General features: G+C 42.8%; 20 protein-coding genes. 13 read left to right on the top strand and 7 right to left on the bottom strand.

Translation table 11 applies throughout. The annotated features are described in order from the left end of the window. The first annotated feature begins 1 nt into the window (after position 1). From ptsP to ACM2FC_RS14665, 4 genes are read left to right on the top strand one after another with little or no spacing between them, the layout of a single operon-like run. Entirely contained in the window at positions 2-2,248 is a 2,247-nt protein-coding gene (gene ptsP / locus ACM2FC_RS14680) for a phosphoenolpyruvate--protein phosphotransferase (protein ID WP_498481712.1), read from the top strand. Positions 2,249-2,256: 8 nt separating this feature from the next. Further along, entirely contained in the window at positions 2,257-3,048 is a 792-nt protein-coding gene (locus ACM2FC_RS14675) for a sulfite exporter TauE/SafE family protein (protein ID WP_498481711.1), read from the top strand. 42 nt (positions 3,049-3,090) lie between these two features. Further along, positions 3,091-3,924, top strand: a complete 834-nt coding sequence (gene lgt, locus ACM2FC_RS14670; RefSeq protein WP_498481710.1) for a prolipoprotein diacylglyceryl transferase — start codon at positions 3,091-3,093, stop codon at positions 3,922-3,924. Positions 3,925-3,936: 12 nt separating this feature from the next. After that, the gene (locus tag ACM2FC_RS14665) at positions 3,937-4,788 is read left to right on the top strand and encodes a thymidylate synthase (RefSeq protein WP_498481709.1); all 852 of its coding nucleotides are present in this window, start codon (positions 3,937-3,939) and stop codon (positions 4,786-4,788) included. Positions 4,789-4,861: 73 nt separating this feature from the next. Here the strand turns inward: ACM2FC_RS14665 and ACM2FC_RS14660 are convergent, their stop codons facing one another. Further along, entirely contained in the window at positions 4,862-6,010 is a 1,149-nt protein-coding gene (locus tag ACM2FC_RS14660; RefSeq protein ID WP_498481708.1) for a Na/Pi symporter, read from the bottom strand. A 327-nt stretch (positions 6,011-6,337) separates the two neighbouring features. Between ACM2FC_RS14660 and nhaR the strand changes: the two genes are divergently transcribed. Further along, positions 6,338-7,228 (top strand): transcriptional activator NhaR, encoded by an 891-nt coding sequence (gene nhaR, locus ACM2FC_RS14655; RefSeq protein ID WP_498481707.1) that lies wholly within the window; start codon positions 6,338-6,340, stop codon positions 7,226-7,228. An 82-nt stretch (positions 7,229-7,310) separates the two neighbouring features. Here nhaR and rpsT read toward each other — a convergent pair whose 3' ends face one another. Continuing rightward, complete coding sequence (gene rpsT / locus ACM2FC_RS14650; protein ID WP_237362862.1) at positions 7,311-7,571, bottom strand: 30S ribosomal protein S20; 261 nt, start codon at positions 7,569-7,571, stop codon at positions 7,311-7,313. Between the two features lie 394 nt (positions 7,572-7,965). Here rpsT and murJ point away from each other — a divergent pair, with 394 nt between their 5' ends. The 6 genes from murJ to ispH all read left to right on the top strand — a co-directional run bounded on the left by murJ (position 7,966) and on the right by ispH (position 15,549). Continuing rightward, positions 7,966-9,528, top strand: a complete 1,563-nt coding sequence (gene murJ / locus ACM2FC_RS14645; protein ID WP_498481706.1) for a murein biosynthesis integral membrane protein MurJ — start codon at positions 7,966-7,968, stop codon at positions 9,526-9,528. A gap of 69 nt (positions 9,529-9,597) precedes the next feature. After that, the gene (gene ribF, locus ACM2FC_RS14640) at positions 9,598-10,533 is read left to right on the top strand and encodes a bifunctional riboflavin kinase/FAD synthetase (RefSeq protein WP_498481705.1); all 936 of its coding nucleotides are present in this window, start codon (positions 9,598-9,600) and stop codon (positions 10,531-10,533) included. A 63-nt stretch (positions 10,534-10,596) separates the two neighbouring features. After that, complete coding sequence (gene ileS, locus ACM2FC_RS14635; protein ID WP_498481704.1) at positions 10,597-13,425, top strand: isoleucine--tRNA ligase; 2,829 nt, start codon at positions 10,597-10,599, stop codon at positions 13,423-13,425. 36 nt (positions 13,426-13,461) lie between these two features. Beyond that, a complete protein-coding gene (gene lspA / locus ACM2FC_RS14630; RefSeq protein ID WP_498481703.1) occupies positions 13,462-13,965 on the top strand; it encodes a signal peptidase II in 504 nt (167 codons plus the stop codon). 104 nt (positions 13,966-14,069) lie between these two features. Next, a complete protein-coding gene (gene fkpB, locus ACM2FC_RS14625; RefSeq protein ID WP_498481702.1) occupies positions 14,070-14,501 on the top strand; it encodes an FKBP-type peptidyl-prolyl cis-trans isomerase in 432 nt (143 codons plus the stop codon). An 88-nt stretch (positions 14,502-14,589) separates the two neighbouring features. Then, on the top strand, positions 14,590-15,549 hold the full coding sequence (gene ispH / locus ACM2FC_RS14620; protein WP_498481701.1) for a 4-hydroxy-3-methylbut-2-enyl diphosphate reductase: 960 nt from the start codon (positions 14,590-14,592) through the stop codon (positions 15,547-15,549). Positions 15,550-15,612: 63 nt separating this feature from the next. Here the strand turns inward: ispH and ACM2FC_RS14615 are convergent, their stop codons facing one another. Beyond that, complete coding sequence (locus ACM2FC_RS14615) at positions 15,613-17,103, bottom strand: carbon starvation CstA family protein (protein WP_498481700.1); 1,491 nt, start codon at positions 17,101-17,103, stop codon at positions 15,613-15,615. A gap of 296 nt (positions 17,104-17,399) precedes the next feature. Here ACM2FC_RS14615 and ACM2FC_RS14610 point away from each other — a divergent pair, with 296 nt between their 5' ends. Further along, a complete protein-coding gene (locus ACM2FC_RS14610) occupies positions 17,400-17,744 on the top strand; it encodes a DUF2799 domain-containing protein (RefSeq protein WP_498481699.1) in 345 nt (114 codons plus the stop codon). A gap of 4 nt (positions 17,745-17,748) precedes the next feature. Here the strand turns inward: ACM2FC_RS14610 and ACM2FC_RS14605 are convergent, their stop codons facing one another. Then, positions 17,749-18,735, bottom strand: a complete 987-nt coding sequence (locus ACM2FC_RS14605) for a substrate-binding domain-containing protein (protein ID WP_498481698.1) — start codon at positions 18,733-18,735, stop codon at positions 17,749-17,751. A 66-nt stretch (positions 18,736-18,801) separates the two neighbouring features. Further along, positions 18,802-19,914, bottom strand: coding sequence for an anhydro-N-acetylmuramic acid kinase (locus ACM2FC_RS14600; protein WP_498481697.1), 1,113 nt, complete (start codon positions 19,912-19,914; stop codon positions 18,802-18,804). Positions 19,915-20,054: 140 nt separating this feature from the next. Between ACM2FC_RS14600 and nagZ the strand changes: the two genes are divergently transcribed. Further along, positions 20,055-21,038, top strand: coding sequence for a beta-N-acetylhexosaminidase (nagZ, locus tag ACM2FC_RS14595; RefSeq protein ID WP_498481696.1), 984 nt, complete (start codon positions 20,055-20,057; stop codon positions 21,036-21,038). A gap of 25 nt (positions 21,039-21,063) precedes the next feature. Here the strand turns inward: nagZ and btsR are convergent, their stop codons facing one another. Both btsR and ACM2FC_RS14585 read right to left on the bottom strand, forming a co-directional pair. Then, positions 21,064-21,789, bottom strand: a complete 726-nt coding sequence (gene btsR, locus ACM2FC_RS14590) for a two-component system response regulator BtsR (protein ID WP_498481695.1) — start codon at positions 21,787-21,789, stop codon at positions 21,064-21,066. Positions 21,790-21,802: 13 nt separating this feature from the next. Then, entirely contained in the window at positions 21,803-23,467 is a 1,665-nt protein-coding gene (locus ACM2FC_RS14585; RefSeq protein ID WP_498481693.1) for a LytS/YhcK type 5TM receptor domain-containing protein, read from the bottom strand. Positions 23,468-23,666 lie beyond the last annotated feature (199 nt).

The raw sequence follows: 23,666 nt of genomic DNA, 5'->3' as shown, positions 1-23,666 counted from the left end.
CATGCTTTCTCAACTAAGAGAAATAGTTGAACAGGTCTCAAAAATTGAAGATGTTCATCAAGCGCTAGCTGTCTTAGTTAAGCAAACTTGTCGCGCTATGCGGACAGAGTGTTGCACTGTTTATCTTGCCAATGAAGAGAAAGATCGCCTTGAACTGATGGCTACACAAGGGCTGAAGTTCAAAGGCGATAGTATCCATATCCGTTTTGATGAGGGTTTAGTCGGATTGGTAAAACGATCTGCTGAGCCCCTAAATATAGCTGAAGCTTCTAGACACCCTAACTTCAAATATTTCTCTGAACTTGGTGAAGAAGTATACCAAAGCTTTTTGGGAACCCCCATTATCCATCGGAAGCAAGTGCTTGGAGTACTTGTCGTCCAACAGAAATCCTCTCGATTATTTGATGAAATAGAAGAGTCATTTCTTGTCACGCTTGCCGCACAGCTTGCTGTGATTATTGCTCACTCGCAAACTCAAGGACAGTGGCTTCTTACTAGCAATCACTTGCAGCTTACCGGTATCGGAGCTTCATCTGGCATTGCGATTGGTGAATTCTGGTGGGACAAAAGCCAACCTGAGCTTTCTGATGTATGTCCAGCTTCCACCTTAAACCGGGTTCGTGAACAAGAAATATTAGCACTCGCCATTGAAGCGGCAATGAATGACTTTCGCCGTATGCGCAAGAAACTCGATAATGAGATTAATAAAGAAGCGCTTGCTATCTTTGACTTATTCACTCACCTACTGAACGATCCCATGCTGAGAAAGGATCTCAAGCAGCAAATACAACAAGGCGATCGTGCAGATTGGGCACTTCGGCAAGTCGTTGAGAGCTATTCCGAACGATTTTCGAAGATGTCAGACGCTTATATGTCTGAAAGAGCTCAGGATATTCGAGAGCTTGGTCAGAGGCTTTTGTATTTTCTGCACAACACAGAAAATGAAACTTATCGTTTAGATAAGCCTATTATTTTAGTGGTGCGAGAGCTAACTGCGACAATCTTAGCATCGATTGATAAAGATAAATTGTTGGCAGTCGTTTCTATGGAAGGCGCTGCGAATTCTCACGCAGCCATTTTGTCTAGAGCATTAGGTATTCCGGCGGTAATGGGCGCAAATATCAATATCAAGGACACAATAGGCCAGATAGGTATTGTCGACGGTTATAGCGGTGAAATTTTCATATCTCCCAACCAACATTTACTGGCAGAATACCAACAATTAATTAAAGAAGAGCAAGAGCTGACGGCCGAGGTTAGTAAAGAATCTAGAAAACCTGCCATGACTCTTGATGGCGTTCAAGTCGATATCTTTTTAAATGCAGGGTTGAGTGCCGATACGAATATCGCTATCAACCAAGGTGTCGATGGTGTTGGATTATATCGAACTGAGTTTTCTTTCTTATTGCAGCACAGGTTCCCTTCTGAGGAAGAGCAGACGCAGCACTATCAAAGGGTGCTTACTGCCTACGCAAACAAGCGCGTTGTTATGCGGACTTTAGACATTGGTGGTGACAAACCTCTACCTTATTTACCAATCGACGAAGATAACCCTTTTCTAGGTTGGCGAGGTATTCGCTTTACACTGGATCACCCTGATATATTTTTGATGCAGATCCGCGCAATGCTGAAGGCGAGTTGCCGTCATCAGAACTTAAGCATATTGCTACCGATGGTGTCAGGAGTAAAAGAGCTAGATGCTGCTTTGGAGTTGATAGATCAGGCATATCAAGAGGTGCTAGCTATCGACTCTAGAGTGAGAAAGCCAGAAGTGGGGATTTTGGTTGAAGTCCCCGCAATGATTTATCTTCTACCGCTTGTCGTTAATAAGATTGATTTTGTTTCTGTTGGTACAAACGATTTGACTCAGTACTTACTGGCAGTGGACCGAAACAATGCTCGGGTTGCTGACGTCTATGAAACGACTCATCCAGCGGTCATTATGGCTCTAAAAGAAATTCGAGAAACATGTGACCAATTGGATTTACCAGTGTGCATTTGTGGTGAATTAGCGGGTGATCCCATCGGGGCTGTTTTGATGGTGGGGTTAGGTTATACGTCACTCAGCATGAATACCTCGAACGTTGCCAAAGTAAAATATATTCTTAGGAAATCAAATAGCCGGGAGTTGAAGCGACTTGCAACAAAAGCTTTAATTCAACCCTACGGGCAAAACATATATACTATGATGCAACGTTTCTTTGAGTATAAAGGCATCGCTGGATTTATTCGAGCGGGCAAAAGATAGGTTTTACATTGAATGGTGAGTTAATTGTCGTACTGCTACTGCTTGGCTTAATCGTCGGTGTATTGGCAGGGTTGCTCGGCATTGGTGGTGGATTAGTTGTAGTGCCAGCACTGCATTACTTGCTTCCATTTATTGGCGTATCTGATCATGTAGGTATGCACATCGCGTTAGCGACTTCTCTAGCTTGTATTATTGTTACTACAAGCTCTTCAGTCTTCAACAATATCCGGCTAAAAAATATCGACTTTTATGCAGCGAGATCTCTTGTACCCGGTGTGGTATGCGGAGGAGTGCTTGGCGTTACGCTGGCTACTTGGATCCCAACTGAATATTTGCCAAAAGTCTTTGGGGTTATCGTGTTAGGTATGGCAATACAAATGTTCCGTTCGGTTCGCTCAGAATCAACTCGGCCAATGCTGGGACCATTTAAAACGGCATTTTGTGGTATTGGGATAGGGACTGTTGCCAGTTTAGCAGGCGTTGGCGGTGGCTCTCTTACGGTTCCATTTCTAAATAGCCACAGTGTGGAAATGCGAAAAGCGGTGGGCACTTCCTCTATTTGTGCCTTTGCTATCGCTGTTTCTGGTATGCTGAGCTTTACCTTGCACGGTTATCATGTGGCAGGGCTACCTAAGTGGAGTTTCGGTTACGTGTATTTGCCTGCTTTAATTAGCATAACGATAACGTCTATATTTACGACCAAAATTGGCGTTCGCTTAGCCGTTGGACTACCAACAAAAACACTGAAAAAAATATTTGCCATATTTTTGATGATTGTGGCCGGAACTATGTTGCTGTAAATTCATCTCAATATAATTACTGTAATTAACAAGAGTAAAGTTATGTCTCACGGATATATGGTGTTTCCACACATTGATCCAGTGATAGTCTCATTAGGGCCTATCTCAATTCGCTGGTACGGCGTTATGTACTTAATTGGTTTTGCGTTTGCAATGTGGCTTGCCAACAAGCGCGCAGACAAATCAGGAAGTGGTTGGACGCGAGAGCAGGTTTCTGACTTACTATTTGCCGGTTTTCTTGGCGTAGTTATCGGCGGACGTATCGGCTATGTCATCTTTTATAACTTCGACTTGTTCTTACAGAATCCTCTGTATCTGTTTAAAGTGTGGGATGGTGGTATGTCATTCCATGGTGGATTGCTTGGTGTGATTACCGCAATGCTTTGGTATGGCCGTAAAAACGGACGCAGCTTTTTCAGTATTGCTGATTTTATTGCGCCTTTAGTTCCATTCGGTTTAGGGATGGGAAGACTTGGTAACTTTATCAATGGTGAGCTCTGGGGACGAGTTACAGATGTACCCTGGGCGATGATATTCCCACAAGCAGGGCCTTTGCCTCGCCACCCTTCACAGCTCTACGAGTTCCTACTTGAAGGCGTGTTGCTACTTATTATCCTCAATGTGTTTATCAAAAAACCTCGTCCAATTGGTTCAGTATCAGCATTGTTCCTATTCTGCTATGGCTGCTTTAGGTTCTTCGTAGAGTTTTTCCGTCAACCGGATCCGCAACTTGGTTTTTATGATCACTACTTCACGATGGGACAAATTTTGTCTGCACCAATGATTGTGATTGGTGCAATTATGTTTATATGGGCTTACAAGCGAGGCTTGTACAAGGACAAAGTTAAAGGCAATAAGAAAGTGGCTGCAAAGTAAGGAGACGAAGTTGTGCGTCAGTATTTAGACCTATGCAAACGTATTGTTGAAAGCGGAGAATGGGTAGAGAATAAGCGAACAGGTAAACGTTGTCTGACCGTTATCAATGCCGATTTAACTTACGATGTTGCCAATGGACAATTCCCGCTAGTAACAACCAGAAAAAGCTTTTGGAAAGCAGCCGTCGCAGAACTGCTTGGATATATTCGTGGTTATGACAGTGCGGCTGATTTTAGAAAGCTTGGTACAAAGACTTGGGATGCTAATGCAAACCTAAATGAATCTTGGCTCAATAACCCTCATCGTAAAGGCGAAGATGATATGGGGAGAGTCTATGGTGTTCAAGGTAGAGCGTGGACAAAGCCAGATGGTGGGCATATCGATCAGCTGAAAAAAATTGTCGATGATTTAAAAAATGGTGTAGATGATCGCGGTGAAATTCTCAACTTTTACAACCCAGGTGAGTTTCATATGGGGTGTTTGCGTCCTTGTATGTACAGCCACCATTTTTCTTTATTGGGTGATACGCTGTACCTAAATAGCACGCAACGCTCGTGTGATGTTCCTCTTGGGCTCAACTTTAATATGGTGCAAGTCTATGTATTTTTAGCTTTAATGGCGCAAATTACTGGACATAAACCTGGTGTGGCATACCACAAGGTTGTGAATGCTCACATCTATGAAGATCAGCTAGAATTGATGCGAGATGTGCAGTTAAAACGAGAGCCATTACCTGCTGCAAGTTTTAAGATTAACCCTGATATCAAGTCATTGGAAGATCTAGAAACTTGGGTAACACTGGATGATTTTTCAGTAGAAGGGTATCAGTGCCATGAAGCAATACAGTATCCGTTTTCGGTCTAACGATATTACATGACAATTAGATTGCAAAAGGCAGCTTTGAAAGCTGCCTTTTTAATGTGTAAGCGTGATAGTTTTACGCTGAAACGGCCAGTATCGATCCCGGAAGAATGACAAACAACGTCATCAAGTATGCTGCAACATAACCTTTGTTGCGGATGGCTAGTTCAGATAAAAGCTCAGATCCTTTTAAAGGCAGGTTGCGTAAAAAAGGTACGCCATATATTAGGACAGTTGAAAGCACATTAAAGGCAAGATGTACCAGTGCAATTTGAAGGGCAAACACGGCAAATTCACCAGACACCGCTGTTGCGGCAAGTAGCGCAGTGATGCACGTTCCTATGTTTGCACCCAACGTAAACGGATAAATTTCTTTCACCTTTAAAACGCCAGATCCCACAAGAGGAACCATCAAACTTGTCGTTGTTGATGAAGATTGAACCAAGATTGTGACTACAGATCCAGACGTAATCCCATGAAGAGGGCCGCGGCCAATCGCATTTTTTAAGATAGTTCTCGCTCTGCCAACCATCAAGCTTTTCATCAGTTTGCCCATCACTGTGATGGAAAGGAAAACAATAGCAATACCCAGAGCGATCAGAAGTATTCCGCCTACCGTGTCTCCTAAGCCAGATAAGGCACCTTTGGTTGAGTTTACTACTGGGCTAGTGATTGGCTTGATAAAGTTAAGGCTTTTGATGCTCATGTCACCCGTCGCCATAAAGGGAGATACGAGCCAATGCGAAATTTTCTGCAATATGCCAAACATCATTTCGAGTGGCAGAAAAATAAATACAGCAAGCACGTTGAAGAAGTCATGGATGGTGGCACTAGCGAAAGCACGCTTGAACTCTTCTTTACTACGGATATGACCTAAGCTAACCAAAGTATTGGTAATCGTAGTGCCAATATTTGCACCCATAATCATTGGAATCGCGACTTCAACGGGAAGCCCACCTGCAACCAAACCGACTATAATGGATGTCACTGTGCTGGACGACTGAATAAGGCTGGTTGCGATTAGTCCGATCATTAAACCTGCAATCGGGTGTGACGCAAACTCAAATAATACTTTTGCTTGATCGCCAGTTGCCCACTTAAAGCCACTGCCTACCATTGAGACAGCCAGCAACAAAAGGTACAACATAAAGAATAAATTTGCCCAACGCAAAACATGAGTGGTATTCGCTTTCGATACCGTTGCAGGGCGAGCTGGATTAAGCATGATCATCTCCATTGAGTGATTCGAACTTTCAAATCATTGTTGCAATTCGATGGCGATACTATTTCGTTTATGTGACGGTAATATGACAGTAAGATATACCAATGTCTCAAATCAGTACTATGAATAAAGTAAGAGGTTTATGCCTTTTTACCTGTCCTTATCCACCTGATTAATAAGGCTATAATTGCCCTTTTTCTAAAGGGCATAGGCGTTTTAGTTTTAATGTAGAATGTAACAATTTATGACAAAAGGAGAGTTATGTTATTGTTTAAAAGTCGGAACTTTGATGCTTTCGCCTTTTTATGATCAGTTTTCGCTAGAGTTTATATGTCACATTTAAATTACAACCACTTGTATTATTTCTGGATGGTATGCAAAAAAGGTTCGGTTACCAAGGCTGCCGAAGCTCTATTCTTAACCCCTCAAACTGTTACAGGTCAGCTCAAAGCTTTAGAATCTCGGTTAGATGGTAAGTTGACCAAACGAAACGGCCGTAGTATCGAGCCAACAGAGCTCGGACAACTTATTTATCAATACGCGGATAAAATGTTTGGCTTGAGTTATGAAATGCTGGATATCGTCAATTATAGCCAGCAAGAAAACTTACTATTTGATGTGGGAGTTGCTGACGCTTTGTCAAAAAGGTTGGTAAGTAAAATTTTATTAACTACGGTTCCCTCTGACAACAGTATTCATTTGCGCTGCTTTGAATCAACGCATGAGATGTTACTAGAACGATTATCACAACATAAGCTCGATATGATTTTGTCAGATTGCCCCGTCGATTCGACGCAAAGCCCAGGCTTGTTTAGCAAAAAGCTCGGTGAAAGTGAAATGGCGTTTTTTAGTTCATCTGACACTGGAAAAGTTAAATTCCCAGAAGATCTCGAGAATCGAAAATTGTTGGTTCCTGGCAGTCGAACAGCGATGGGGCGAAAAGTACAGCAATGGTTTGATCATCAAGGTATTAGTCCCAATATATTGGGTGAGTTTGATGACTTAGCGCTGATGAAAGCATTTGCCAGTTATCATCGTGATGCAATCTTTCTAGCGCCATCTGTCTACTTAAATGAAGTCGGCAATGATGAGCAAATTATGCAGGTTGGCCGAGTAGAAGAAATGAAAGAAGAGTACTATGTCATTTTTGCCGAGAGAATGATTCAACACCCTGCGGTTAAGCGAGTCTGTGATGCCGATTTTAGTGGTTTATTTGAGTAGATGTCGTGGACTTGAATAAATGAAGAGCAATAAAAAACCGACTTAACAGTCGGTTTTTTTATCTGTTGCGTCAAAATTCTAATTATAGAGCTTTGATTGCAGCAGCGTAGCGAGACTTATGACGAGCTGCCTTATTCTTGTGAATAAGACCTTTAGTTGCCATGCGGTCTATCAGTGGTGTAACTGCAGCGAATGCAGCAGTTGCAGCTTCTTTGTCGCCAGCTTCGATTGCAGCGATAGTTCTTTTCATGTAGGTGCGCATCATTGAACGACGGCTAGCGTTGTGCTGACGACGTTTCTCAGCTTGGATCGCACGCTTCTTAGCAGATTTACTGTTTGCCAAGGGTCTTACTCCCAAAAACTTAGTTCTGTGACAATTTAAGGGCGAGGAATATCCCTCATTTGTGCTTAAATGTCAAATGATTTGTGCAAAAACCCGTCAAAACCAAACTATTTTTGGTATGTTAGGATATTCGCGGTTAAGATGGCGGGGATTCTAACAGTAATTTTATCCCAATGCTAATATTTATCCTCGCGCTCAGAACACTTTCGAAGAATTAATGTGCAGTGCTCATCGTTACTAGTAAGCTAAAAGAGCATGCATTCTATTTATGCCATATTCTTGCTAATTTTTTGATTATTTACCTGAAATGTTTTTACAGGTACTAGCTATATTTTGACAGTTTTTCAGCTACTGACGCTGATAATACAGTATTTTCAATTTTATTGAGGTTATCGTGAGTAAACGCCTTCTCAAGTCAGGCATGATTGTTAGCGCCATGACGTTTATTTCCCGCATGTTAGGGCTTGTGCGAGATATTGTTGTTGCCCATTTGATGGGAGCAGGAGCCAGCGCCGATGTATTCTTTTTTGCCAATAAAATTCCTAACTTCTTACGTCGACTTTTTGCCGAAGGGGCGTTCTCACAAGCATTTGTACCTGTTTTTACTGAATATCATGCGAATGGCGATTTAGATAAGACTCGCGAGTTTATCGCGCGTGCATCGGGTACTTTAGGATTCATAGTAACGATAGTGACGTTGGTGGGGGTGATAGGCTCAGGCGTCGTGACAGCTATATTTGGTGCTGGCTGGTTTATGGATTGGCTCCATGGTGGCCCAGCAGCAGACAAGTTTGAGCTTGCCAGTTTCCTTCTAAAAATCACTTTCCCATACCTTTGGTTTATCACTTTTGTTGCCATGTCTGGCGCGATACTCAATACCATGGGGAAATTTGCGGTGTCTTCTTTTACACCAGTTTTCCTGAATATCAGTTTAATTGCCTGTGCATTGTATCTATCGCCACATTTAAAAGAGCCTGAAGTTGGTTTGGCGATAGGGGTTTTCCTTGGCGGTATGATTCAGTTTTTGTTCCAGATTCCTTTTTTAATAAAGGTTAAAGCCTTTGTTAGGCCAAGGTGGGGTTGGAACGATCCTGGTGTCGCTAGAGTAAGAAAACTGATATTACCTGCATTATTTGGTGTTTCGGTGAGCCAGATTAACCTTTTGTTGGACACAATTATTGCTAGTTTCCTAGCAACAGGTTCGTTGAGTTGGTTGTATTACTCTGATCGTTTGCTTGAGTTTCCCCTTGGTTTATTTGGAATTGCTATCGGTACAGTGATATTGCCTGCTCTTTCACGAAATCATGTGGATGCAAAAGGTGAAGCGTTTTCTCATACCATGGATTGGGGAGTACGCATGATTACCTTGTTAGGCGTTCCCGCCATGCTAGGTTTAATAGTGTTGTCTAAGCCTATGCTCATGGTTTTGTTTATGCACGGTGAGTTTTCTTTTCACGATGTGAACCAAGCTTCAATGTCTCTAATAGCCTTTGCCTGTGGGTTGCTGAATTTCATGATGATTAAAGTGCTTGCTCCAGGTTACTACTCTCGCCAAGATACCAAAACTCCAGTGAAGTATGGTGTGATCGCAATGGTGAGTAATATGGGTTTTAACGCTATATTCGCTTGGTTTTATGGCTTTGTGGGGCTTGCTATAGCGACGTCTCTATCGGCGTTTGTCAATATGGCGCTACTTTATCGTGGGTTGCACATCAAGGGAGTGTACCGGGTGACTCGAAAAACTTTATTTATCATCGCTAAGCATGTTATCGCTGGTGCATTGATGGTTGCAGCTATATTGTGGCAGCTTGATGATATGTCAGTCTGGTTACAATGGACGAGTGTGCATCGTTCGTTGGTGTTGGCAGGGCTAATAGCCTTAGGCGCTGTGGTATATATAGTTAGCCTACTCATTTTAGGTGTTCGTCTAAAAGATCTAAAAGCAGCGACAGAGTGATGCTGATTAGTATATAATCCGTCGATTCGACGGCAAGGTATTCGATAGAGCAATAATTAGTAGATTTCAATGGAACTTATCCGCGGTATTCACAATATAAAGCCCGAGCATAGTGGCTGTGTGTTAACAATCGGAAACTTTGATGGTGTGCATTTAGGACACCAGCAAGTCCTGACTCAACTTGTTAGTAAGTCTGAGCAGCTAGGGTTACCATCCGTTGTGATGACATTTGAACCACAACCTTTAGAGTTTTTTGCCAAAGCGAAAGCTCCGGCAAGATTAACGCGTTTGAGAGATAAGTTAGTCCAGCTCGATAAACTGAATATAGAACGCTTGCTTTGTGTCCAGTTTAACCAGAACTTTGCAGATTTAACCGCTGAAGAGTTTATTCGTGACTTGTTGGTGACGAAATTGGGTGTTAAGTTTCTGGTGGTGGGAGATGATTTCTGCTTTGGCCGTGGTCGAAAAGGTGATTTCACCATGTTGCAAGAGGCTGGAAAAAAGTATGGCTTTGAAGTGGTCAACACTAAAAGCTTCTGTTTACAGAAGCAAAGAGTAAGTAGCACTGCTATTCGTGAGGCTCTTGCTAAGGACCAACTTTCAACCGCAGCAGATATGCTTGGCAGGCGTTACAGTATTAGTGGCCGTGTATCTCATGGTCAAAAGCTTGGGAGAACCATCGGTTTCCCGACGGCAAACATGCCACTTAAGCGAACTGTTTCACCAGTATCGGGTGTGTATGTTGTCGAGGCGCTTTGCCAAAATGGTCAAACAGTTCAAGGTGTTGCCAATATAGGCCGAAGACCCACAGTAAATGGTGTTCGACAACAATTGGAAGTGCACTTGTTTGACTTTAGCGCCAATTTATATGGCAAACAATTAGAAGTATTTTTGCTTCACAAGCTTCGTGACGAGAAAAAATTTGATTCGTTTGATGCTTTGAAAAAACAAATAGAATTGGATGCTGAAGCAGCGAGGGTGTGGTTGCTTCAGCTTAACAGCTAGCCAGAATATTCCACTGGTCAGCATAATGTCTAACTTCGCCCAATATGACGGAATTAAGAATCGATGAGTGAGTATAAAGATACCCTGAACCTACCTGAAACAGGGTTTCCCATGCGTGGCAATCTGGCAAATCGTGAGCCAGAAATGCTTAAGCGCTGGTATAAAGAAGATCTTTACGGTGAAATCCGTAAAGCCAAAAAAGGCAAAAAATCTTTCATATTACATGATGGCCCTCCATACGCGAATGGCGACATTCACATTGGCCACGCACTAAACAAGATTCTTAAAGACATTATTATTAAATCCAAAACACTCTCAGGCTTTGACTCACCATACATTCCAGGTTGGGATTGCCATGGGCTACCAATCGAACTTATGGTGGAGAAAAAGGTTGGTAAACCTGGCAAAAAAGTCACGCCTGCTGAGTTCCGTGAAAAATGCCGTGACTACGCTGCTGGCCAAGTTGAAGGTCAAAAAGAAAGCTTTAAGCGTCTAGGTATCCTAGGTGAATGGGACAAGCCATACCGCACGATGGATTTCGCTACCGAAGCAAACATCATCCGTGCACTTGGCAAAATCGCCGATAACGGTCACTTGCTAAAAGGCTTCAAACCTGTTCACTGGTGTACTGACTGTGGTTCTGCATTGGCTGAAGCAGAAGTAGAGTATAAAGACAAAGTATCACCTTCAATTGATGTTACCTTCAAAGCAGTTGACGAAGCTGCCGTGCTTTCTAAGTTTAACTTAGCTGAAGGTCATGAAGGCAAAGGCGATATTTCCATTGTTATCTGGACAACGACTCCTTGGACGCTTCCTGCAAACCGCGCACTGTGTGTACGTGAAGACCTTGAGTATGCGCTTATCCAAGTGGAAGGTGATAACCCTCAGCGTTTGATTGTTGCTTCTGAGCTAGAAAAAGACGTTATCGACAGAGCAGGTATCGAGCACTATCACAACCTTGGCTTTGCTAAAGGTGGTGATCTAGAGTTAGCTCAATTCCAACATCCATTCTATGACTTCTCTGTACCAGTAGTACTTGGCGATCACGTCACGACTGAATCTGGTACTGGTGTGGTCCACACCGCTCCAGGCCACGGTCAAGATGACTTTGTGGTTGGGCAAAAATATGATCTAGAAGTCGCTAACCCAGTTGGCTCAAATGGTGTTTACCTACCTGATACAGAACTATTCGCTGGTCAGCATGTATTTAAAGCGAACGAATCAGTATTAGAAGTGCTGAAAGAGAAAGGTGCGCTGCTTCACCACCACGCATACGAGCACAGCTACCCACACTGCTGGCGCCACAAGACGCCAATCATCTTCCGTGCAACGCCTCAGTGGTTCGTTTCTATGGACCAAGCTGGACTACGTTCGAAGGCATTAGAAGCTATCAAAGGCGTTCAATGGATGCCTGAGTGGGGCCAAAGCCGTATTGAAGGAATGATTGAAGGTCGTCCTGAATGGTGTATCTCCCGTCAGCGTACTTGGGGTGTGCCAATTGCTCTGTTCGTTCACAAAGAAACAGCTGAGCTTCATCCAAACACGTCTGAATTAATTGAGAAAGTGGCTCAATTAGTTGAGCAAAAAGGTATTCAGGCTTGGTGGGATGTTGAAATCGAAGAGTTGTTGGGCGCTGATGCAGCAAACTACGAAAAAGTACTTGATACACTTGATGTGTGGTTTGACTCTGGTGTCACTCACTACTCAGTAGTGGATAGCCGCGAAGAATATAACGGTAACAAAACCAACCTTTATCTAGAAGGTTCTGACCAACATCGTGGTTGGTTCCAATCTTCTCTAATTTCGTCGATTGCGATGAAAGATGAAGCACCATACAAGCAAGTGCTAACCCATGGTTTCGTTGTTGATGGTCAAGGCCGTAAGATGTCGAAGTCTATCGGCAACGTGGTTTCACCGAAAGATGTGACTAATAAGCTGGGTGCAGACATTCTGCGTCTATGGGTTGCGTCTACTGACTACACAGGTGAAGTGGCGGTTTCTGATGAAATCTTGAAGCGCTCTGCTGATGCTTACCGTCGCATTCGTAACACATCGCGTTTCTTCTTAGCGAACTTAAGTGGCTTCAACCCTGAAACTGATATCGTTCCTGTAGAAGAAATGGTAGCACTTGATCGTTGGGCTGTAGGTCGTGCGCTAGCTGCACAAGAAGAAATCATTAAGTCTTACGATGAGTACAACACTCACGCCGTTGTTCAGCGTTTAATGCAGTTCTGCTCAATTGAAATGGGTTCGTTTTATCTGGATGTCATAAAAGACCGTCAATATACAGCTAAGCGCGGTGGCCATGCGCAGCGTAGCTGTCAAACAGCGCTTTATTACATCGTAGAAGCACTTGTGCGTTGGATGGCACCAATCATGTCATTTACTGCTGACGAAATCTGGAATCAAATGCCAGGTGAGCGTGATAAGTTTGTCTTCAGTGGCGAATGGTTTGATGGCTTATTTGGTCTATCTGAAGGTGAAGAGCTTAACGATGAGTTCTGGTCTGACATTCAGGCTGTTCGTGGCGCAGTTAACAAATTGCTTGAAGCGGCTCGTAACGACAAAGCTATTGGTGGTTCACTGCAAGCAGAAGTCACTTTGTACGCAGATGATGCGTTAGCAGCTAAGCTAAACAAGCTTGAAGATGAACTGCGTTTTGTTCTACTAACTTCAAAAGCAGAAGTCAAAGGTATGAGCGAAAAAACGGCTTCTGCACACGAAACAGAAGTTGAGGGCCTGTTTGTTGAAGTGAAAGCGACGGAAGCAGAGAAGTGCGACCGCTGCTGGCACCACACTGCTGATGTAGGCACAATTGCAGGCCATGAGAAGATCTGTGGTCGATGTGTTTCTAATGTTGAAGGTGAAGGCGAAGTTCGTAAGTTCGCTTAATCCGTAGGCATTTATTCTAACGAAGTAAAGGTCATAATGTCTGAACAAGCACTGACGTTGAAACAATCTGGAGTACGCTGGCTAGGGCTAGCGCTACTCGTTTTTATTGCTGATATCGCGATTAAACTAGTGGTTATGCATACCATGGGTTATGGCTGGGACAACCGAATTGAGGTTTTGCCATTTTTTAACTTGCTGTATGTTCACAACTACGGCGCGGCGTTTAGCTTTTTAAGTAGCCAAGGTGGTTGGCAACGCTGGTTATTTACTGCGATAGCCATTGCTGTGGTCATTATGCTTATGGTTTGGATGCGTAAGCTTCCTGCTTCAGAAAAGTGGAGCAATATCGCGTACGCATTTATCATAGGTGGGGCAGTTGGTAATGTTTTCGATCGCCTTGTTCACGGCTATGTTGTCGACTATCTTGATTTCCATTGGTATCAATATCATTGGCCAGCGTTCAACTTAGCTGACTCAGCAATATGCGTTGGCGCAATTATGATTGTGCTGGATGGTTTTAGAAAGAAAAAAGACACTTAAAACCAGCGTTAATAGCCTGATTTGAATTTAAAAGCGTAGTCTCTTGTTAGAGCTACGCTTTTTGTTTACTCTGCGATTAATAATAACGAATGGAAAAACTTAGCGTGAAAGTAATTCAACAAGACTCAAAAGTGACCCTACATTTTACGATTAAGATGAAAGATGGTTCGGTCGCTGATAGTACTCATAACATGGGTAAGCCTGCGCAACTGATTATTGGCGATGGCAGCTTAAGTGACAACTTTGAAAAGCATTTAATCGGTATGCAAGCAGGTCAGAACAATAGCATCGAGCTGTCTGCACAAGATGCCTTTGGTATGCCAAACCCGGATAACATTCATCATATGGATCGCAACAAGTTTGTCGGTGACGCAGAAGTTGAAGTGGGTACGATTATGGCTTTTTCAGGCCCCGATGGTGCGGAGATCCCGGGAATCATCACTGACATCGCAGGAGATTCAGTCACCGTCGATTTCAATCATCCGTTAACAGGACATGATGTGACGTTTGAAGTGGAAATCCTGTCTGTTGACTAGGGCGTGTTGATCTTTTGAGTTTAAATTAAGTGCATTTTGCACAATATCAGACTTTATGTAGAATACCTTCCCAATTAAAGAGATTTAAATGAGCGACAAAATGAAAATCCTACTTGCTAACCCACGCGGCTTTTGCGCAGGTGTTGATCGAGCTATCAGTATCGTGGAGCGAGCACTTGAGATGTATCAGCCACCTATCTATGTTCGTCATGAAGTCGTTCACAATCGCTTTGTTGTTGAAGGGCTCAAGCAGCGTGGCGCGATATTTGTTGAAGAACTGAGTGAAGTTCCAGACGATAACATTGTTATTTTCTCTGCTCATGGCGTTTCTCAAGCGGTGCGAACTGAAGCGAAAGAAAGACAGCTGACGGTTTTTGATGCGACCTGTCCTTTGGTTACCAAGGTTCATATGGAAGTTGCCAGAGCAAGTCGTAAAAATATGGAAGTGGTTCTCATTGGTCATGCTGGGCACCCTGAGGTAGAAGGCACCATGGGACAATACGCTAGCATGGAAGGCGGAATGTATTTGGTTGAGAAGCCTGAAGATGTGGCGCAGTTAAAAACGCTGGTTAAAGATCCATCCCATTTACACTATGTTAGTCAAACCACTCTGTCAGTGGATGAAACTGCAGATGTGATTGATGAGTTACGTAGCGTTTTCCCAGATATCCAAGGTCCACGCAAAGACGATATTTGCTACGCAACGCAAAACCGTCAGGATGCCGTGAGACAATTAGCTCAAGAAGTTGATGTATTAATTGTGGTTGGCTCGAAGAACTCTTCCAACTCCACTCGTCTAAAAGAGTTAGCAGAAAAGTTAGGTACACCGGGTTATTTGACCGATTGCCCAGAAGAAATTCAACCAGACTGGCTACAAGACAAATTAAAAGTGGGCGTGACTGCTGGTGCATCAGCTCCTGAAGAGTTAGTTAACCAAATTTTAGACAGAATAAAATCTCTTGGTGCAGAATCAGTTGAGGAAGTATTAGGCCGAGAAGAAAACATGTTCTTTGAGGTGCCAAAAGAGCTTCAAATTACTCAGGTTTAATCTATTTATCCGCAAACAAAAAGGGCTCAATCGAGCCCTTTTGCATTTCTAGCGTTATTAAACTTATGCTGTCTTGGTTAAGGAGTCAGATTTTTTGTTTGTTTCTGATTCTATGGCTTCATCACCTTTACCTTTGGAGGACTTGATGACATAGCTGGTTACTGCGATAGAGAAAACCACACCTAAAGCGGTTGATACAGACATTGGCATTCCGAAACCAAGTGTTTCACTGTTTAAGATAAAGGTCACACACACTGACGTCATGAAGAAGGCTGGAATCGTCGTCACCCAGTGCAACTTGTTATGTCGCAGCAGGTAAGCGGAAGCAGTCCACAGCATCATGACCGCAGTTGTTTGGTTAGCAAAACCGAAGTAGCGCCAGATGATACCAAAGTCTACCTGAGTCAAAATAGCGCCAACAACAAACAGTGGTAGAGCCATCAGTAGGCGTTTTTGTAGGCTCTTTTGCTCCATGTTGAAGTATTCAGCCAAGATTAGGCGGCTTGAGCGAAATGCTGTATCACCAGAAGTAATTGGCAAGATAACGACACCGAGGAAAGCGATGACACCACCAAATACGCCTAATAGACCAAATGAAGAGCTATAAACAACGTTTCCTGGGCCACCATTTTGGATTGCATTTGAAAGCCCGTCTAAGTTGCCAAAGAAAGAAAGGGCAATAGCACACCAGATTAGAGCAATAACACCCTCTCCAATCATTGCTCCGTAAAAAACAAAGCGGCCATTTTTTTCATTTTCCATGCAACGAGCCATTAATGGAGACTGAGTCGCATGGAAGCCAGAAATTGCACCACATGCAATGGTAATGAATAATGCAGGCCAAAGCGGCATATCATTCGGGTTTAAGTTGGAAAACATATCGGCAACTTTAAAATCGCCCATGACAGTGTAATCACTGGATAAAGCTACTGCGCTAATTAGGCCAACAGACATAAAGATCAGCAGTGCACCAAAAAACGGATAGAAACGACCAATGACCTTGTCGACAGGGACGACAGTTGCAATGACGTAGTAGGCAAAAATAATCATGACCATTGTCGACATGCTTACCGTCAAACTGGTTTGGTCATTAATCAGTGTGGTGATCATACCTGCAGGTGCAGAAACAAAAACAACACCAACAAGAAGTAATAGCACTATGGCAAAAATGTTCATAAAGTGTTTCGCGCCATTACCTAGATATCGACCTGTGATACTTGGGACCGATGCTCCCCCATTTCGAACGGATAGCATTCCAGAGAAATAATCATGAACTGCACCAGCAAAAATACAGCCAACAACAATCCATAGCATTGCTGCTGGGCCATAAAGCGCCCCCATAATTGGGCCAAATATTGGGCCGACTCCAGCAATGTTCAAAAGTTGTACCAAGTAGACTTTACGTGTAGACATTGGGACAAAATCGACACCATCAGCTTTCGTGTGGGCAGGTGTTTTTCTTTTTTCGTTAATACCAAATATCTTTTCGATAAAGGCACCGTAGATAAAGTATCCACCAATCAGTGCCGCGACACAGGTTAAAAACCACAACATAAATCTCGTCCTTTTCTTAACTGCATAATCTCAATGGTGGGATATTACGGAGCTCTGGGGCAATTACATCCGCTTTCACCTTCAGTGGTCGTATTCTGTAATAAGTGGCATTAAAGAATCGGTGAGCGGTTCTAGGAAATGAAAAATCTAATGCTGTGTATAAATTCGATATTAAAGTTGCCACTTTGAAAGTGTTATCGCTTTTCTCTAGGTAAATTCCCGCTAATATATGGCAACTAACTGATAATTAAATATTCACGTATCTCTCAAAGTGATTTGGATAAAGTAGGAGCATTATGAGAACAGTCATTATTGTTGCAGTTTTGACAGTATTATCTGGGTGTGTATCTGGTATCGATGCAAAAAGTGATGACTGGCACCAAGTAGGTTATCAAGATGGTGCTAGAGGGTTTAATCCTCGGTCTTATAGTCAACTAGGACATATCAGTGCTACGCAGCAAACTGAGTATGATGAAGGATACAATGAAGGGATCAAATATTATTGCAATCCAGATTTTGCTTACCAAATAGGTCTGTCAGGGCAGGACTACTTGGGTGTGTGCGATGGTATGAAGCAAGGGCAAAAATTCCGAATGGAGTGGCAGCGTGGTTGGAATGCTTATCAGAATTCAGCTATGTAGTTGCTCACTCTGACTTACTTTCTTTACACATTGGCTTTTGACCAGCAAAACAATTAACTAGGGGTGTATAGTAAACACCCTCGATCGCTTTACCTTTGTGTAAGTCATATAGTTTGTAAATAGAAGTGTATCCCATGCCAAAAGGTGACTGACCTATATTGGCGTGGGCCAAGCCTTCTGATAGTAATTCAAGTTGTCCTGGTAAAGTATCTGCAAAGATTAACATCAGGTGTTTTTGGTCTAAGTATCTTTTATATTTCGAGACAGTATTTCTATATTCCTGTTGTAGATTTTGAGGCCAACCTCCTAAGGTAACGATCATCTGTAGTTTATTAGGGCTGTGTTGATGTTCCTTCATCATTCGTTCAAGTGCAGCAAGTGCACGATTGGGATCATCATCGGTGAACAAAGGACACCTTGGATGAGGCACCCATTTGTCTCCAGAGCTTTGCAGTGTACTATTCACACCTTCTAAGCGCCTAGTGAGGTTTATAGCGGATTTATGCCCACTGATGACGCAATATACTCCTCCTTGTGGACGCAGTTTCATCATTGCTTTGGCTAGCTGCTGGCCAAAAGCAAAATTATCTGTACCGATATAGCTCTCGCGGATTTCTGGCTGCTTATGCAAAATATCTTGGCTGAAATCAGAGTCAAACGTGATAACGGGGATATCATTTTCTTGGGCAGCTGTCATGGCTCTTTTTGACAGCCACTGAGAATGAATGACGGATAAAGCTAGTCCGTCGATGGATCGGTCTTCATCTAAGTAGCTCAATATCACTGTATTCTGGTCGCGGGCGACGGCTTCACTAGGCCCATCAAAAATACACTTAACTCTTAATTCTTCGGCGGCTCTAATACAGCCCTTTTGGGTCTCTTCAAAGAAAGGATTATCCAGAGTTTTCGGTACAACCAAAAAGCGAATTTCTTCCGAAGCAAAGAGTGGAAACGCGAGAGTGTAAATAAGGCAAAGTCGTACTAGGGCCATAGATATTTCCTTATATCTTCTGACCCTAAAGTATAGTCTATAGAGTAATTAATCTATCAATTAGGCTTAGTTTGCGGGGTAAATGACACCGAGTGAGACTTGTTCACTGGCTCCAGTGACTTCTGGTAGATTACTTGGTAAGCCATGTATTCGACGCTGTGCAAGCCAAGCAAACGCAATAGCTTCCATAAAGTCACCATCAATGCCTTTATTTTCCGTTGGTTGTACCTTCCAGTTAGGTAAGAGTGTCTGTAACCTTTCCATTAATAGTGGGTTTTTAGCCCCCCCACCACAAACCAGTAATTCTGGTGCTGGCCCTTGTGAAAATTTTTCTACTTCATCGCAAATAGACACTGCGGTCAACTCGCACAAGGTGCACTGGATATCTTCTGGTTTTGCATCTAGGCTCATCAGCTTTCTTTTTAGCCACTGTTGATTAAAGAGCTCGCGCCCAGTGCTTTTAGGGTTGGGAAGGACAAAGTAATCTTCTTTGAGGAAACAAGTCAGCAGTTCTGATTGCACTCTACCGGACTTAGCAAATTTTGCATTGTGGTCATAGCTGCCTTTTAGTTGATCGTGACACCAAATATCCATCAAGACATTTCCAGGGCCAGTATCATACCCGATGACAGGAGAACCCGGTCTTAGTACTGAAATATTAGAAATACCGCCAATGTTTAACACAACGACGGTAGAGTCTGAAGGGTGAAAAATGGTGCTGTGGAAAGCAGGGACGAGAGGGGCACCTTGTCCGCCTAATGCTATATCTTTGCGCCGAAAGTCAGCGACAGTGTCAATGTTTGTTTTGCTTGCAATAATGTTGGCATCACCAAGCTGTAGGGTAAATGGAGATTCGCCAGTTGGCTGATGAAAAACGGTTTGACCGTGATTTCCGATGGCTCGAATGTCCTTTGCGGATACATTGGACTCTTTGAGAGCAGCAATGATTGCGTCGGCGTAGACATGGCCGAGCTGGTGATCGACTGTGCCGATATCGACCAAAGTTGTTGATTGGCCCAAGCACATATCGAGGACCTTTTGTTTGATATTTGCTGGCATAGGATAAGAGTGTCGAGAAACCAACTGAGTGTTGTCTTGGTCAATTTCACATAGCGCTATATCGATACCATCTAGACTCGTGCCAGACATGACACCAATATAAAGTTCTTTGTTGTCCACGTAGACCTCAATGTTTTTCAAGGGATAAGTCAACTATTCCAACAGTTAAATTGAATGGCAATAGTGATTGTTTTATCTTAAGAATCTCGTTGAGAAAACGTTTGTTTTTGCTATTAGAATCACGCAAGTAGGGGAGCGGTATGGGACCATTGTGGCTAGATGTTGCTGGGCATGAGCTTACAGCAGAAGATAAAGAAATTTTACAGCACCCAACGGTTGGAGGGGTGATTCTTTTTAGTCGTAACTATTTTGATAGCCAGCAGCTGATTGCCTTAAACAAGTCGATACGAAGAGCCGCGAAAAGACCGATTTTGATTGGTACTGATCAAGAAGGTGGTCGGGTACAAAGATTTCGAGATGGCTTTTCAAGAATTCCTGCTGCACAAGAGTATAACAATCACAAGAATAGTGAAGAGCTTGCCTATCTAGGCGGATGGCTGATGGCTGCAGAAGTCTTGGCTCATGATATCGATATCAGCTTTGCTCCAGTGTTAGATAAAGGCCACCAAAGTAAGGCTATCGGTAATCGAGCTTTTGCAGACAACATCGAAGATGTCTTGAGGTTAAGCCAAGCCTATATGCGAGGAATGAAAGAGCTTGGGATGATCACAACAGGTAAGCATTTTCCTGGACATGGCGGGGTTGAAGTCGACTCGCATGCCGAGACGCCTTACGATCCTAGAGAAGATATCTTTGTTCAAGACATGGCTATTTTTCGCTCCCATATAGATCACGGCTTGTTAGATGCGATGATGCCTGCCCATGTAGTTTATCCGCATTACGACGATAACCCTGCAAGCGGCTCACCATATTGGTTAAAGCAAATATTGCGCGAAAAGCTCGGGTTTCAAGGTGTTGTTTTTTCCGACGATCTAAATATGGAAGGAGCGTCAATCATGGGAGGACCTGCAGAGAGGTGCCAACAAGCTCTGGAGGCAGGCTGTGATATGGTTTTGATGTGTAATAATCGAGACTCGCAAATAAAAGTATTGGATGGATTACCAATTAGTGAATTCCCTAAAGCGGAAAATTTACTAAAGAAACAGGAAATAGATTTAGCGGACTTGCGTTTGTCCAAGCAGTGGAAACTGGCTTCTGATGCAATGGCGCGATTGTGTGACTAGAGCGTGTTGACCTTTTGAGGTTACACTATCCAAGACCTAATGATTCCTTTAGAGTTTTAAGGTAACGACGGCTTACAGGAACCACATTGTCGCTTTGAGTGATAATTTCGGCTAAGCCGTTTTCAAGTAGCTTAATTTCTTTGATCGCTTTGGTATTGATAAGGTACTGGCGATGGCAGCGAAGTAATGGTGTGCGTGCTTCTAATACTTTTAACGTTAATTGGCTAGTGGCGGTTTGTTCTTCAGTTTGGATGTGAACGCCACTGATGTCACTATAGGCGTATTCTACATCTCTGGTAGCGATAATTACGATACGGTTTAGCCCAGTACAAGGTATTTGCTCTAGGTTGGGGGGAGCAATATTTGATAAATCACTGCTGGTGGAACGATCGCTTTTAAGTAACTTGATAATGGTTTTATTTAATCTATCGGCATCAACGGGCTTCAATAAGTAGTCAAAGGCGTTCTCTTCAAACGCTTGAATGGCGTATTGATCGTAAGCGGTGACAAAGACGATATTTGGCATTGTTTCAGGGTCAAGCATAGTAAGAAGTTCAATACCTGTGATTTTTGGCATTTGTATATCGAGAAACACGACATCGGGTTTAAGCTGGTTAATCATTTTTAGCCCGTGAATAGCGTTGCTCGCATCGCCTAACACAGTGATATGGCCTGTTTCATTAAGTAACTCAGTTAACTCTTCCCGAGCAAATTGCTCATCGTCAATAACAAGTGCGGTAAAACTGGACAAACTTTTTCTCTCTCTAGCTTGGAATGATAAAGCTCATTCTGGTGTAATCATTTTCTTTCACGTCGACATGTAAACAAGCTTTCTCACCAAACATATTGATCAGTCTCTTATCAACAATATTCATGCCTAGGCCTGAGTGTTTACTCTTAGGTGGAACATATGTGCCAGCGTTATCTTCCACGATAATCATTTGGCCGCTATCGACTGTCTGGCTAAAAATGCGTACTTTCCCTGATTCTAGCAACTCTGAAATACCGTGTTTGATAGCATTTTCTACTAATGGTTGTAGAGTAAAACTCGGCAATGTTTTGTCTAAAATGTCATGCTCTATATCAACCTCGACTTCCAACCGGTCGCTAAAGCGCGCTTTTTCTATTGTTAGATAAGAGTTCACATGTTCTAGCTCTTCTCTTAGAGTGACGGTTTCTACATTCTGTTTAAGGTTACTTCTAAAAAATTGCGAAAGATGTTGTATCAGCTCTCTGGCTTTGTCGGGATCTTTGCGGATGATAGCGTTGATGGTGTTCAGTGCATTAAATAGAAAGTGAGGATTGACCTGAGCGTGTAGCAACTTAATCTCAGACTGGGAAAGTAATATTTGCTTTTGTTGATAATCGCCATACAAAATTTGGCTTGAGAGCAGTTGAGCAATGCCCTCGGCCATAGACATGTTGATTGTCGAGAATAGCTTTCTTTTGGGTTCATAGAGCTTGATTGTCCCAATCACTTGCTCGCCAGCATGAATAGGGATTATAAGTGCGGAGTTAAGTTTGCAGTCTGAAGAAATAGAGCACTGGTAGCTGTTCTCCTTGCCATCGAGATAGACAATAACATTATTTTCTATCGCTTTGAGAGTGAAGGGGGAAGAAATGACGTTATTGGGCTTGTGGTGGTCATCACCAATTCCGACAAACGCGAGTATTTTTTCGGTGTCTGTAATTGATACTGCACCAACGTTAGTTTCTTCGTAAACAATACGTGCAATCTTCTCCGCATTTTGACTATTAAACCCAGAGGCGAGTATCCCTACAGAGCGTTCAGCAATATTCAGTGCTCGGCGAGAATAGGTCGCTGAATACTTTTCGAAAATGGTCTTTTTATCCTGCAAAATACTCATAAATAGTGCGGCGCCAACAGAGTTTGCAATGATCATAGGTGCTGCAATGGTTGAAACAAGTGCGAGTGCTTCTTCATAAGGTTGGGCGACCAACAATATAATGAGCATTTGGATAATCTCAGCGACAAAAGTGACTGAAAACACAACCACAGGGTTAAATAGTTGAACTTTTTTTCCCTTATATACTAGGTAGGAATGGAGCAGCCCACCAATTAACCCTTCTACCGTCGTTGAAATCGCACAGGCAAGATCGGTAAAACCACCTAAAGAATATCTATGCAAGCCTCCTGTCAAACCCACAAAAAAACCCACCACAGGGCCACCAAATAACCCGCCCATTACTGCACCAATGGCTCTAGTATTGGCTATTGCATCATTGATAGCTAATCCAAAATAGGTGCCCATAATACAAAATAAGGAAAAAAGAACGTAAACACTGAGCTTGTGGGTAAATTGATGAGAGATACTCAATAGGGGGAGAAATATAGGCGTTTTACTCAGCATATACGCTAAAACGAGGTAGACGCTCATTTGCTGTAACAAAGACAAAATTAATTCCATCCATCTACCTTACCATTGCCGAAATCCATGATTGCATATTCATTGATAGCATCTTTGACTAAGATACTAATTGATTCCAATAGTATAGCAAGCTTAAGTGGTGTAAATTCAAGTTTACAACTAATGTTTTTTATTGTTTACACTTTGCATTGGCCGTTTATTCTGTTAACTTATTCTTTATCGGGTTTCACAGAGCGCT

The organism is Vibrio sp. A37 (assembly GCF_059777565.1).
Note: the sequence above shows the minus strand (reverse complement) of the source record. Positions and strands in the feature narration are given on the sequence as shown.